8 protein-coding genes are annotated in these 14,818 nt (G+C 55.8%); all 8 read right to left on the reverse strand.

Translation table 11 applies throughout. The annotated features are described in order from the left end of the window. Nucleotides 1–79: 79 nt before the first annotated feature. Nucleotides 80–1,159: a lytic murein transglycosylase B gene (gene mltB, locus LJN55_RS17960; RefSeq protein ID WP_133845999.1), complete on the reverse strand. Its 1,080-nt coding sequence runs from the start codon at nucleotides 1,157–1,159 to the stop codon at nucleotides 80–82. A gap of 141 nt (nucleotides 1,160–1,300) precedes the next feature. Then, nucleotides 1,301–2,968, reverse strand: a complete 1,668-nt coding sequence (locus LJN55_RS17965; protein WP_133846000.1) for an ABC transporter ATP-binding protein/permease — start codon at nucleotides 2,966–2,968, stop codon at nucleotides 1,301–1,303. Beyond that, the gene (locus tag LJN55_RS17970; RefSeq protein WP_227534969.1) at nucleotides 2,965–5,727 is read right to left on the reverse strand and encodes a M16 family metallopeptidase; all 2,763 of its coding nucleotides are present in this window, start codon (nucleotides 5,725–5,727) and stop codon (nucleotides 2,965–2,967) included. Before LJN55_RS17970 ends, LJN55_RS17965 begins: the two co-directional genes overlap by 4 nt. 88 nt (nucleotides 5,728–5,815) lie before the next feature. Next, complete coding sequence (locus LJN55_RS17975) at nucleotides 5,816–8,398, reverse strand: TonB-dependent receptor plug domain-containing protein (protein WP_227534970.1); 2,583 nt, start codon at nucleotides 8,396–8,398, stop codon at nucleotides 5,816–5,818. Between the two features lie 96 nt (nucleotides 8,399–8,494). Continuing rightward, complete coding sequence (locus tag LJN55_RS17980) at nucleotides 8,495–9,391, reverse strand: TonB family protein (protein WP_227534971.1); 897 nt, start codon at nucleotides 9,389–9,391, stop codon at nucleotides 8,495–8,497. Nucleotides 9,392–9,811: 420 nt separating this feature from the next. Next, nucleotides 9,812–10,246 carry an RcnB family protein gene (locus LJN55_RS17985; RefSeq protein ID WP_133846003.1) on the reverse strand — a complete coding sequence of 145 codons (435 nt, stop codon included), beginning with the start codon at nucleotides 10,244–10,246 and terminating at the stop codon, nucleotides 9,812–9,814. A gap of 257 nt (nucleotides 10,247–10,503) precedes the next feature. Beyond that, on the reverse strand, nucleotides 10,504–11,889 hold the full coding sequence (locus LJN55_RS17990) for a DUF3999 family protein (RefSeq protein ID WP_227534972.1): 1,386 nt from the start codon (nucleotides 11,887–11,889) through the stop codon (nucleotides 10,504–10,506). Continuing rightward, a complete protein-coding gene (locus LJN55_RS17995) occupies nucleotides 11,879–14,557 on the reverse strand; it encodes a DUF2339 domain-containing protein (protein ID WP_227534973.1) in 2,679 nt (892 codons plus the stop codon). Before LJN55_RS17995 ends, LJN55_RS17990 begins: the two co-directional genes overlap by 11 nt. Nucleotides 14,558–14,818 lie beyond the last annotated feature (261 nt).

Raw genomic sequence — 14,818 nt, forward strand, 5'->3', positions numbered from 1 at the left:
GAAGTGGCAGTCAGGTCTACTGTAGACCTGGCTACCACTGCGATAAATAACAAAATTGCGTCAAAATACTAAGCCGTGTTTAGCGCGCCTGTTTCACCGCAAGCCCCAGTTGCCACACCGCCATCGCATAATGGTTGCTGTGGTTATAACGGGTAATGGCATAGAAGTTCGGCAAGCCGTACCAGTACTGGTAACGCGTCCCCATATCGAATTTCAACAGGCTGACCTGCTGGTTATTATCCAGAGGGATAACCGGTGACAACCCGGCTTCTGCCAGTTTAGCCACGGTATAGCGGGTTTTAAACCCGCTTTCCAGACCGGGCGCCTGACCATTGGCCTCCACGGCAACGGTACCGTTAGTCAGCCAGCCGTGCGCCTGGAAGTAGTGCGCCACGCTGCCAATCGCATCAACCGGGTCCCACAGGTTAATATGCCCGTCGCCGTTGAAGTCCACCGCGTACTGCTTAAACGCAGAAGGCATAAACTGGCCGTAGCCCATTGCGCCAGCAAACGAGCCACGCAGATCAAGCGGGTCATCATCCTCTTCACGCGCCATCAGCAGGAAGGTTTCCAGCTCACCGCTGAAGTATTCAGCTCGGCGCGGGTAGTTAAAGGACAACGTTGCCAGAGCATCAAGAATACGTGTTTTCCCCATCACGCGGCCCCAACGGGTTTCCACGCCGATAATGCCAACAATGATTTCCGGTGGCACACCATAGGTCTGCTCTGCACGCTGCAAGGCGTCCTGATACTGATTCCAGAATGCCACGCCGTTCTGCACGTTATCCGGGGTAATAAATTTGCTGCGATAACGCATCCACGCGCCGTTTGGCCCGGTCGGTCCCTGCGCCGTGGGGGTTGGCGCCTGACGATCCATCAGGCGGACAATCCAGTCGAGATTCTTCGCCTGAGCCAGCACGTTGTGCAGCTGCTCGCGTTCAAAACCGTGCTTACGCACCATTTTGTCGATAAATGCATTGGCAGCCTGGTTATTGGCAAAATCGCCACCCAATACGGCCCCACTGTGGGAAGGTTCCAGCAGGAATCCACCGTTGCCTTTAAACGGATTGCCATGAGGTTCAGCCGGGGCCGTCTTCGGCTGGCTGCTACAGGCGGTGAGTAATGCGAGGACAGGGAGAAGCGAAACCAGATAACGCATTAGATATCCATATTGCCGTTTAATAGTGTCAGAAACAGATGGTAAAGCATTGATGAGGAGGAGTTAAGCGGATTTACCAAACCTGATAAGGGATTGGTGTGAAAATCTCCCCTGCCCGGGCAGGCAGAGGAGAAAAGAGGATCACGCCTGGCGGAAGACGCTGAGATCCTGGTGCTGCGAAAACAGATCATCCAGCTCGTTCTGATGGGTGATCGCCACCACCGTTGTCCCCGGCAGTTCAGCGCGGACAAGCGTAAGCAGTTGACGGGCAGCCCCCTGATCGAGACTGCTGGTTGCCTCGTCCAGATACAGAGTATCAGGCCGGGCAATCAGCGCACGGGCAAACGCCAGCCGCTGGCGTTCACCGCCGGAAAATACCCGATCCCAGTTCTGCTGCTCCGCCAGCTTGTCACACCAGGCCGACAACCCGACCTTGTCCAGCACATCCCTCAGGAATGCGCTATCCAGCAACGGTGGCTGCGGATAGCAGAGAATCTCCGCCAGCGTCCCCTGCCCGAGATAGCTCTGCTGCGGCAGCAGCAAACTGCGCCCTTCCTGTGCCTGCCACTCTCCATCGTAATAAGGCCACAAGCCGTTCAGGGTACGCAACAACGTCGACTTGCCCAATCCGCTGCGACCAGAGAGCTTGCTCCAGCTACCGGGTACACACTGCAATACCACATTACGCATCAGCGGCTGCCCCTGCGGCGTAGTCAAAGAGAGATCGCGGACGTTCAGCGCTGGCCCCGTCGGTGGCGGTGCCTGCTGCGTCTGGTGCGCCTGGATTTCCGCCCGAAACTGGGAAAGACGTTGCATACTGGCCGACAACAGCGCCAGCTCATGGTACATACGAATAAACCAGCTCAGGCCACTATGTACCTGACCAAAGGCACTGCGTATTTGCATCAATCCGCCCAGCGTCACCGCTTTACTGAGAAATACAGGCAAAGCAGCAAATACCGGGACAATCAGGCTGATGCGCATATAGCCCGTGGTAAATAAACCGAGGTTACGCTTAGCATTCATCAGTGAGCGCCAGTTCTGCACAATGGCTATAAAATTACGCGTCAGGTGGCGTTTTTCCTGCTGTTCACCACCATACTGTGCAATCTGTTCAGCATGGTCATGCTTACGCAGCAGCGAGGCGCGGAAATCGGCTTCCGCCTTCTGTTTATGGTAGTTCAGACCGTGCAATTTTTTCCCGATCAGATGCGTCACCAGGCTGCCCACCAGCGTATAAATCAGCACCACCCATACCAGATAGCCTTTTATCACCCACTCGCGACCTAACAGCGTGAAATGCTGCACGCCGGAGAGCTGCCAGAGAATGATGACAAACGAGAACAGCTGCGCCACTACGATGAGGAAATTGACCGTAAGACTGACGGTTTTATCGACAAACAGCTCCACATCCTGCGCAATACGCTGATCGGGATTGTCGGTATTTCCGGTGAGCGACATACGATAGAACGCCCGCTTTGCCAGCCAGCTGTCCACCAGCTCTGACGTCAGCGCAGTACGCCAGCGAATAATCAGTAGCTCAGTAAACCAGTCCTGATAGACAAACACCCCGATATAAATCGCGATATAGACAAAGTAATCTTTGATCAGCGACCAGAGCAGGCCGCTGTCATACGCCCCCAGCGCGTCATAAAAGCTTTTCGTCCAGCTATTAAACAGTACGTTAAGCCAGACGATGGTCCCCCCCATCGCCACAATCACGGCAATCAGCAGCCAGCCCTGCCAGCTGCGGCGGTTACCCCAGAAGGGCCGACACAGCGCCCAGAATTGTTCGGCAACCCTCTTCACGGTTTACCCTGCTGCGGCAGAGAAATATGGAGCACCCGGTTATCGGCACTCAACAGGTGACCCGCGGCCTCACGCACGCCCGCCAGGGTAATGCTGTCGGCGAGCTGTGCCACGTCGCTCAGATAACGCGGATCGTCGAAGTGGCGATAACTGAGTTCCAGGCGGCGTTGCAGCGTGGTGATATCCTGCTTACGGGCATTTTCAGCACGGATAAAGAGGTGTTTTTGTTCATCCACCTGTTGCTGAGTGATCTGTTCTGGAAGCTGCGCAAGCACCTGTTCAGCCCGCTGCCACAACTCCTGCGCCCGCTGCGGGGAGCTGGTAAATGTCACTTCCGTTTCGATACGCTGATGCAGGTCCGACAGCTCGCTGTTCATTTGCAGGCGATAAATCCCCAGCGCATCGTCACGCAGGCTGTTTTTCAGCGCCTGATTCGCCAGATTACGCGCAATACTCACCTGCACGGCGGCCTGTGGCGACCAGCTGACGGGCGTAAAGCTCCAGGCTTTGACCTCGGCGCGGGGTTCGATATTCACCGCCACGTGGGCATCAAAACGCCCTGTACGCGGCAACTCAGGCGCGGTGGCGTTCATCGGCGCGCGCGGAATGGAAGCCAGATAACGCTCTGCCAGTGGCAATAGTTGTTCAGATGGCATATCAGCCAGTAAATACCAGGTGACCGGGGCCGATGCCGTGATGTGCCACTGCTGCAGTAAGGTGGTGGACTCCAGTTGCTTTAACGCTTGTGCATCCGGTGCCTGCCACCCTGGCTGACCATAGCGCAACAGACGGATCTGTCGTGCACGGCTATCCTGTACCGTTTGTCTCTGCGTTGTTTGCTGACGGGCCAGACGCATCATATTGTCTTTCATGATGCGGGTATCAATACCCGGTTCAACCTGCAGCGCATGGCTCAGCGCCAGCAGATTTTCCAGCTCACTCCGCGAACTCTGGCCGGAATACTGCAATGCTTCAGCCTGCTGAGAAACGGACAGTGACAGCGATCGCTGCTGTTTCCACGCCTGTAGCTGCTCACTCTGCCAGCCCTGCGGGCCACTTTGACCCACCAACTGTGCCGCCAGCTGCGCCTGCCACGGGTTCAGCCCCTGTGAACGGAAGCCAGCCACACTGCTGCCGGATAACCAGACCTTATCTCCTGCCAGCGGCGTACGCAGCCAGACCAGGCGATCGCCGTTGCTCAGTGTCCACTGCTCCACCTGCTGCGCGGGCCAGGTTTTCACCGCCGTACGTGCCCCCCGCGCCTTAACAGCGTTCAACACCATCACGGTCTGATCCACGCTGCGTTCTGGCGCTGCCAGCGGCGCCTTTTTCAACTGCTGCTCCTGGCGTAAAACAGCCTGAACCGTCGGCAGAGTGAAAGGCGTCAGCCCTGGGACGCTGAACTGCACCAGACGGTCCGGGAGACTTAACCAGCGCTGAAACAGTGCATTCACCTGCTGATTATCAATGCTGTCTAACAGCATCAGCGCCTGACGGCCGCGCTGCTGGCTGCCGGTATAAGGCTTGCCCTGTGCCCAGACGGTCGCAATCTGCTGCACCCAGTCGGCAAACTCGCGCTGCTCCTCTTTGCCCGCCATACGCTGAGCGACGTCGCGGATATCCTGCTTCACTGCCGCAATATCCACATCACTCAAGCCATAGCGCCGCATACGCTCCTGCTCACGCAGTAGCACCGTCAGCGCGGCGGCATGACCATCGGGCATCACATCGGCAAACAGGCCCAGCGCCTGGGTCGTTTTACCGATATCGGATTTCCGCACCACCAGACTGCTGACCTCCACCGGCAGCTCAGACTTCTGACGGCGCATCTGGCGGCTCCAGGCTGACAGCGCAATCTGGCTGGTCAGCCGCTCACGCAGCGTGGTTTGTCCGGGATTAAAACGCAGCACCAAAGACACCTGGCTGCTGCCGCTCTCGCTGTCCTGCAGACGTACCACTTTTAACTGCGGTTTCAGCGGCGGCTCATAATAATCGCGTGCCGGGACAGTGCCGGCAGGCAGTGTGGCGAAGGCCCGGTGTATTTCTGCTGCCACCTCAGCCGGTGCAAAATCACCGATAATCAGCAGGCGCATATTGCCGGGGTGATACCAGCGCTGATAGAACTGCTGAAGGGTACTGGCAGGCGTTGTCCGAATCGAGGCTTCAGTGCCAATAGTTGGACGTTCCGGGTAGCGCGAACCGTGACGAATAGCCTGCACGCGCTGCTGGTTCATCCGTGTTGCCACACCCAACTTGCCGCGCCACTCTTCCAGAATGATGCGACGTTCGTCATCAAGATCGCGCTGCGTCAGGCGCGCATGGCCTACCATCTGGCTCAATGCCTGAAAGGCGCTGTTCAGATCCTTTGCACCACCCGGCGGGCTCATCATATACAGCGTGCGTTCGTAGTTGGTCATCGCATTATAGTGTTGCGCCCGCACCCAGCCTTGCTGGTGCAGCTGCGTCGCCACGCCCTGCGGGTAAGCCGCGCTGGCACGGAACACCATATGCTCCAGCATATGCGCCACGCCGGACTGATCGTCCTGCTCATCAATCGACCCCACGTCGACGCTCAGGCGCACATCCACCCGCTGTTTCTGGCCACTGAGCGGCGCCAGCGTGTAACGCAGGCCGTTATCCAGAACGCCCTGAGTGATCTGAGGCAGCGGGCTGAGTGGCTCTGCCGCCCGCACGCTGCTGAAAGAAAAGAGCAGGCTGAGGAGTGCCACCAGCCCGCTGAATTGACGCCATTGCTTCATTGCATTTTTCCTGTGCCGGAGTACGCAAGCACGCACTCACGGTGTGCTGACAAACAGGGCAGACCGGATGACCTGCCCTGGTGAAGAGTTACCAGTTGTAGGCTACGCCCAGCCAGAACTGCCGCCCGGTTTTGTAGGTCACCGTTTTGGTATTTGCCCCGGTGGTTTGTGAGGTTTCAATCACGTTATCCAGCACGTTGATCACGTCCAGCGTCAGATCCACGCTCTGATCTTTGTACAGCGTCTGGGTGTAGTTAAAGCGCCAGTCGTAAGTGAAGTAATCTTTGTATTTGGTTTTCTGGTATTCAGTGGCACTCCCCTCGTAGCTACCGCAGGCGCTGTTCGCATCCGGGCAACTGACTGTCACGGTTGTGTAACCGTTATAGCCAGCGGTATAACCAAAATTCTGATTCCAGTTCAGGCGTAGCGCCGGGAAATAGGTGTTGAGGTTAACGAAGGCGTTCCACGGCGTGTTGAAGTCCAGCGCATCCATTTCGCTTCTTTCCATCAGGCGGCCATCAAAGATCACTTTCTTTTCATCATCCTCGCCACTGCCTGAATCGTAGTAAGCCTGGGCACTGGATTTATTTTTCACATAGCTGGCCCCCAGTGACCAGCTGAGATCAGCCCAGGCAAAGTGGGTCGGGCTGATCGGTTCCGCGGTGAGGGAGAAAGTGCTGCCCTGGGTTTTGGCGTTGTTATCCAGCACGTAGTAACGCTTGCCTTCATCATTGGTAATCGTTTTACGGCCAAACTGGTCCTGCCCGCTGCGCCCGGTCCATTTCACCGTCAGCAGCGTATCCGCCACGCGCTGGGAAACGCCGAGCGACAGCTCATCGCTGTACGGCGTTTTCAAATCGGAGATATCGTAATCAATGGATGCGGTACGCACCTCACCGTCAGTCCAGGCGGCACCGGCATTGTTACGGGTGCGGATAATATTGGAACTGATCCCCGAACGAAGTTTATAGGCCAGCAGGTTCTGCCCGTAGTAGCGGTTCGCCCCACCGAATACGCGGGTGGTACGGTCACCGAACACGTCATAGGAGGCAGCAAAGCGCGGGGCCAGCGTCAGGTTTTTCAGGAAGTCGTCATACTGCGCCCGCACACCCGGCGTCACTTCCAGGTTGCCGACGTTCATACTGTCCTGCAGATAGAGCGCATAGTTGGTGTAGTTGCCTTCCACTTCGCGGGCAGGATAGAGCGTCATGCTTTTAAAATATTGTTCACCATCAATACAATAGGAATCACCCGACTGACAAACTGTACCGCTATTGATAGTCGCTGTGCCACGGTTCGAACCGACATCGTTAAAACGCTTGTAACGTGCACTGTAGATATCAACCTGCCAGCCGAGATCAACCTGATGTTGTAGGCCCGCCAGATTAAACGGATTAAGTTCATAGTCCTGTTTCAGCGTTGTGGTACGTTTTTCCGTAGCATAGGTACCGTACCCCCCCATGATGGCATTTTGCCAACGTGTACCAGGGGCCGTACTCACCCAGTCGATAGCATCAGAAACAAAATTCAGAGTCTTATCGGAATAGCGCCATGTCAGCTGGTTATCAGACTCATGTTCAATCTTATTTTCTTCAAATTGGTAGCCCGCCAGACTGGTTACCTTTCCCCAGTCAGCATTATGTTCCCATTCCATATTGGCGCGGTAGCCACCACCGGTGTTGGTATAATCTCCATTTTTCACGTCTTTTTTTAAATATTTAGACTCATGCGGCGCATACATTCCGGTCAGGCGGAACATATCGCCGTTATCGGCCAGATAGGTCCCTTTCAGTAAATAGGTTTCGGCCAGGCGTTCCTGATCGTGCCACTCGTCCAGGTAAGCATGATAATTCGGGATCGTCGACTTCTGACGGTTATAGGCAAAAATAAATCCGGCCTTATCGCTTAATGGCTGATTGGCGCTAAAGGAGTAAAATTCTTTTTTAAACTTCGGCTGCTGCGTCAGCTTGGTTGCCAGTTCAAAGTCCTCGACCTCGCTGGCGTCAATATGGTATCGCGTCCAGCTGTCGCGCGTGGTGCGGTAAGAAATTTTCCCGGAGGCCTTTTCTAAATTGGGGTCTTTTAAACGTGCATCCACCACGCCGCCGGTAAAGTCACCGTATTTTGCCGACACGTTGCTGTCGAACACTTCCAGCTGCTCCACCAGTTCGGAGTTAATCCAGAACGACTGCGTACCGCCTGCAGGCAGGTCGGTGGGGCTGTAACCGTCGGGCGTGTTGCTCAACTCACCGCCGTTCGCACCGGGATTGATGGTGTTATTATTCGATAACCCATCAATCATAAAGTTGTTGTTATAAAACTTCTCACCGTGGAATGAAACATTCTCCGGGGCCAGTTCGCCAGGGGTATTACTGCTGTCCGTGGTATTAGAGAAGCGCACATTGGGATTGTGCTTCAGCAATTCGGTAATACTGCCGTTGGCGGTGGGAAACTGCTTAATCTGCTCTGCCGTCAGAATTTGCGTGCCCATCGACTGGCTGGTTGGCGTGGAGCGCACCAGAATCGTATCTTCTGTCTCTGTTACGTCCTGTTCCTGCTGTGTTTCTTTTTTGCTGCTGGTTTGCTGTTGCGTCAGGCTATCGTCCTGCTGCGCCCAGGTGGCGGCAGGCAATAACGAAACGGCCATTATCAGGCCAAGTTTTTTATTCACGTCTTTCCCCAGAGATAAATAAACCCGTCATACGTCAAGCCTCCTTATAAGGGCTCGAATTATTTTGGGTATAAGATACATAATGAAAATGGTTATTTATTTTTCCAGCTCAACCTGGCCGTTTAATTTGAAAACGATGGTGACCGTTTGATCGTTCACTTCCGCCTGGGTCTGATAACGCCAGCGGGACATATCTTTGGCGATCGCGGCAGCAAATACGCCGGTCGGTGTTTCAGACAATATGCGCACATCGGTAATCGTACCGCTGGCGGTAATATTGAATTTCACTCTGACGCGCCCTTCCACGCCCATCGCTTTAGCACGCTGTGGGTAATTCACCCGGCGATGTAAGGCTTTAACGTTCTGCGTTGCGCTGCTTCCCGCCCCCACCTGCGCACGGCCGCTGTCGCTGCTGCCGGTTCTTGCCGCGCTGACACTGCTGGCGGCCCCTGCGGTCGTATCCGTCTGCGCCGTCTTCTCGCCGGACGTATCTGTCGCTTTCGCGATCGGTGCCTGAACCGGTTTAACCGTCTGCGGCGGGTTCTGTGGCTGGCTTTCTACGCGCCGCACGGGTGGAGCTTCGCGAACGGACTTCTGCTGCGGCGTTTCCACTTTCCGTGGCGCACTCTCACGTTTTTTCTCATTAGTCGCAGGCAGTTTAATCACTGCGTCAGGCTGGGCTAACGCAGGCATTTTTATCGCCCGGGAAGGCAATTCCGTCTCTGTTTTTTCCTGCGGCGCAGGCTCCGTCAGCGGTTCAGCGGTCGGGGCCACGGGCAATCTGTGGCTGGCCACGCTAACCATCGTCATTGCCACCACGCCGCCTTCAGCACCAGCCATTAATAACGCAGGCACATTATCGTTACGCAAAAAACCGGCAATCAGCGCCAGATGCAGCAGTAGCGACACCACGACAAACACCGGCATACGCCAGGCATACCGCGCCGTAAAAGGGGGCATGACGTTTGCGGTAATGGACTGTGGGTGACTCACTGCGCCTTTCTCCTGATCGCCTGCATCCGTCAGACAAATGACCTGGGTCAGGTGAAGCGCGGATCTGATAAACAAATCAGGCGACACCCTAAGCAGACCTTCCTCTGCGCTGACTCATAAGAGTGCAAGTAAGATCAATAAGTTATTAATCGTAATGTTAATGATAATTATTTTACAGATCATAATGATTATCAATTAATATTTACATCTCACACGAAGTGCATGACAAAAAACACGTTAAAAACGAGAGTAATAATCACACAGGCTATTGAATAAGAAAGGAAAGAAGTAATACTTAAAGATATGTCAATTTACGTCAGCGAGGGGTGAGACAAGAGTGGCACCTTCAGTACCACTCCACGTCAGGGGACGAACAGATGTTATCGTCCCGCCAGGGCTGGCGGGAGTCAGGGGAAACAATTAGCGCTTATAATAAATCTCACCCTGTTTCGCCTGCAGGATTTTTCCTTCCGCGTTGGTGATCAACACGTAGTTGCCGCCCATATAAGTCCAGTGGCTATCGGCTTCGGGTGCTGGCAGGTGGCGCACCTTCCACTGAACGATTTCATATTGTTTAGTGCGGTAGACTTCAGGCACCACATCACCAATAGCAAAACGCTTAAAATCAGCAAAGAAGTATTGCAGATCGTAAGGGTCGTTCGGGTTCGTTTGTGGGACGGTAGCCGGTGGATCCTGCGACAACGAGTTCTGGCTTTCCGGGGTTTGAACGGCAGGTGCCTGTACTTCAGGGGCCGCTTCTGCACTCTGCTCACCTTCCGCCCAGGCGGCAGGGACGCTGGATAACGCCGCAGCCGAGAACAGCGCAGAACACAGTACCACTTTCAACTTACGCATACTTTCTCCAAAAATTAGGCTATCTGGCAGCAATCAGCTGCGAAATCAACAAATATAAATACGGCGATAATCCATCATCAGCCGGTCCCATCAATGCCCGATAATACTTAGAGATCCCCGCAGCAAGATGGTTCCGACACAGTTACTTGCGATAATAATGTGATGTCGGTCAGACACCGCAGAAATTATTGTTAAGAAACATGACCTGACCTGTTTCCGGGCCCCGTCATGCCGCTGCCCTGATACGCCCCGGCAGACTATTTCGGCTGGCGCTGCACCTCGCGCCAGACCTTCAATGCCAGCATCACAAGGCCACCTGCGCCAATAACTAACAGCGCCCAGAGCAGCCCTTTCTGCCACAGTTCGCTTTTCTCTGCCCCGGCAGTGGCGGTTAATCGTTCCCGTCCCCCAAGGGTTTGTATTGATGACGTGGTTCCGGCATCAGGCAGAACCAGCCAGCGATTGGTTTCCGGTGGGATCAGCGTATCCAGACTTATCGCCTGCGCTGCGGCAATCTTATTGCCCCACACCAGCATAAACGGTGGACTGCCCTGAGCATTAAACACCAGCTTTCGCACCTCGCGCTCCCCACTGACCAGCGGTGGCATCCCGCTCCACTGCTGGTTAATGCCTTTAACCCGGATCGCCTGAATCAGCTCCCCCTGCAGCACCAGCGGCACGGAGGCGCTTTCCCCCAGGCTATAAACCACCTGTTTGCCCAGCGGATGCCAGCTGTCCTGCGCGCTGCTGCGGTAATCAATTTCCAGCGGTAACACCGCATTACTCTGGGCAGGTTTAATACTCACCCGGCTGAACGGCTGCGGCGATGACCAGCTGTATTCGGCTTCACTCTCTGACAGCGTTTTTACTGTCGGCGCCAGGGTCACGTAGTGCGAGCGCGGTAACGGGTTTGTCGACTTCTCAATCCCGGTGATAGCGCTGAGGTCGAGATTCGCGGGCTGCGCATCGTCTTTAAACACCAACATCAGGTAGCGCGCACGCGGGGTACGGCGGTCATAAGGCAGGTCGATGGTATCCAGCAACAGCCGATCGCTGCCAGAGGTGAGATCCATCAACGGCGCATCGTCGTTCAACGTATCCCAGCTTTTCAGATCCTGACTGTAAAGCACGCTGACCCGCGCCTGCCAGTTCTGCGGCAAACGCGTCCAGGTCAGTTTCAACCCACTTAGCCTCGGATAGAAGTCTTCCCCCTCCTGCGGCACTTCCAGCAACAAACTGCGTCCTGAGGATTTTTCGCCCTCTGTGGGCAGCGTCACCTCAATCCCATTGGCTGCTTTCACTGTGATCTGCGACTGACCGCTGGCTCCACGCTGCGGATTATCCAGCGGGAAGACGCGGAGCGGCCAGGTCTGACTCTGCGTCTCATGGGTCTCTGTCGAATAGAGAGCAAACGGCACCGTCACACCCTGGCTGTTAAACACCCGCAGGTCGCGCATATCGGGCCAGGCCGTTTGCTGGTACACATCGCCAGGCAATGCGACTTTGAAGAACGGCTCAGAGCCCTGGGTGGTCAGCGGCAGACCATAAGCATAATCCTTCGGCGCTTCGCCCGTCTTCGCGCTCACGCTGGCTGACAGGCACAGTGCGGCCAACAACAGTCCGTGACTCAACTTACTCTTCATGTTTTCCCTCATTGACTGTCACAGCATCCTCTTTATGTCCGGTTTTCGGTGGCAGGGGTGAAAAATACCCGGCAATCAGCACCAGGATTGCCACACCGATAAAGCCCACTGCACGCGCCAGGCCACCGCCATGCGCACTGTCGACCAGAATTAATTTAATAATTACCACACCCAGCAGACCTGCTCCGCCAAACCAACCCTGGCGATCACGGCATCGCGTTGACCACAGCATGATCATCAGTGCTGTCAGCATCCACAGCAGCGCAAAGGTGGTCTGCACCAGACGCGATGACCATAGTGCTTCTGCCTGCCACGCAATAGCACCGTAGTGAGCCAGCAAACGCATCACCAGACCATTGCCCCACCAGAACAGCAGGGCTACCGCGCACACACGCAAAGCGAAATCACACCACGGAAGCACAGCGGCAAAACGGTCTCGCAGCAGCCCGCCCCACAGTAAAAGTGCGAATATCAGCACCAGTGCGCCCTCTTCCAGTGGGTTGAGCAGGGGCAGATAGTGCCAGTCAATCATAACGCCGTCATGCAGGTTACCCAGCAGCAGCAATAACAGCGCACAGGGTGCCAGCGGCAGCAGCCCCAACGTGCTATATAAACGTTGATGAGCCGCAAACGGCCAGAGCCCCCGGCGTAGCGCCCACAGCATCAGCAGAATAATCCCGGCGATAAATACCATCAGTACAGCAATACGCCATTCATCCATGCCCCACGGCAGCATATCCGTGATACGCCAGACCTCTATCCCTGTCGTCAGCAGCATCCAGAACAGCGATAAATGCAACCCCTGTTCCAGCATCAGAGGTTTCAGTCTGCCTTCTTCCCGCTTCAACAGTGCGTAAGCCACACTCAGCACTGGCAGCCAGACCAGATTGAGCCAACCTGCCGCCAGCAGGGAGTTATCGATCACCTGTTGATAAAGCACGACCAGCAGCATAGCCAGCCACAATAGCCACGGCATGTAACCCAGTTCAGGCCAGGCAAAACGTCGGCTGGCCAGATGCCAGGCAACGGCGGACAGGGCAATAAGCCCCAGTAGCGGGAACAGGAAGTCATCATCCGGGACAGGTGTGGCTGCCAGCCCACCGATCAGTGCCGCCAGCCACCAGAGAATGCCGCCGCACAGCAGCACGCGCGACACCACGTTGTTAGCGTTACGCCACAGCCAGGCCCCACCGAGCCAGGTCAGAGCCAGTACGGCAAATATCAGACTGAAGGAGAAAGCATAAATGCCATTGAAGCAGGCCATCAGCGCGGAACCCAGAGCCAGCAGCAGCAATCCGGTACCACTGTAGCTGACACGTGACTGGCGCTGCGACTGCCCCAGCCAAAGGATACCCAGCCCTTCCAGCGCCCAGGCCATTGACGTCCATTGTGCAGAGAGTGCCAGCGGGATCGCCAGGGTGGTGAACACGCCTCCTAACGCCAGCCCGGCAACGGCCAGCTGCCGCCCCAGCGCAGGATAGCGGCGCAACGCGACCCAGGCCAAAAGCAAATAAGCCAGACCAAAGCCCAGCGCGGAGAAGGCCGGACCAAACGCCCAGTGCTGCGTTATGTGGTACTGCATGCCAAAGCCGACCAGTGGCGGACCGAACAGCAGTATGCCATCGATCACCTTCTCGCCTTTCACCTGTCCGCGCAGCGATAACCCCAGAGCCAACACGCCGAAAATCACCATATTGGCGATCAGGAACAGCTGGCAGCTCAGGTAAAATTCTGGCTGATAATCCTTCAGGCCCCACAGTCCCGCCACGCCAAAGGAGAAGGCAAAGCCCAGCAGATTAAGCGGCCGCCAGGGCTGCCAGACGGTGATCGCCAGAATCCCCAGCGACAGCAGCAGGTAATAGGAGAACAGCGCGATATGACTGCCGCCGCCGGTAGACAGCAGCAGGGGAGAAAGATAACCGCCGATACTGGCCAGCATTGCCAGACTGAGGGCGCGTTGCAGTACGGCCAGACCCACGCTGGCGGCACAGATCACCAGCATCAGGGCAAAGGCCAGCAAATGGGGTAGCAAGGCATACAACCGGAAGGCACCAAACACCGTAATATAGAGTGCTCCCACCGCCCCGCCCTGCAGGATCAACGCATAGAGCGACTGTTTTGTCCTGAGCCGCCAACCCAGCCCCAGCATCGCCAGGCTGGCCAGCGCGGCACCCGCCAGGCGCAACTCGATGGGCAGCATATCGCGCTCAACCGAATATTTGAGCAGATAGGCCAAACCGAAGAACATCAACAGCACGCCCAGTTTCGCCAGCGGGTTGCCTTTCATAAACCAGGCCAGCAGGCCTGAAAGCAGGCCCGAGACCCTATCAGGCTGCTTATCATGCGGTTGAGTCTGAACGCGAACCGGAGTGACAGAGGGGGTTTTCGTGTTCTGCACGGCGACAGTAGGGGCTTCTTGCCGGAGGCGTTCCTCGCCCGCCCTGGCCGATGCCTCCGTCGGCACCACCCGTTTCGGTGCATCATCGACGGAGGTTTCACCCCGCTGCCATTTCGCCAGCTTCTGCTGTAACTGGGTGACCGTCTGTTTGAGTTGCACCAGCTCACGCTCATTACGTTTGCTGCGCGACAGTGAAATCATCACCATTATTGGCAGTACGACTACGGTGAATACAGCAACCAGCCCGGCAAAGAGCAGAAGCTCATCCATGACACCATCCCATGTGTGAAATAATAGTTACATTCTGACATGAAAAAGAAGAAGTCATGCAATAAATCAATGCGCCTTTTCCTGCGCAGTTTGCGGGATGCTTTCAATTTTTACCTGTGACAGCGCGTGACCCGCTGGGATAATATAGTCACATTACATATCCTGATGCCTGTCATGCCGTCATGTGCGCGTAAGACCCGGTTTTCACCCCTATCAGCCATCTCCTTGCCAGGATGCTTCATCATCGATACTGTTTGATAT

Origin of the sequence: Erwinia rhapontici (genome assembly GCF_020683125.1) — a bacterium.
Lineage (GTDB): Bacteria > Pseudomonadota > Gammaproteobacteria > Enterobacterales > Enterobacteriaceae > Erwinia > Erwinia rhapontici.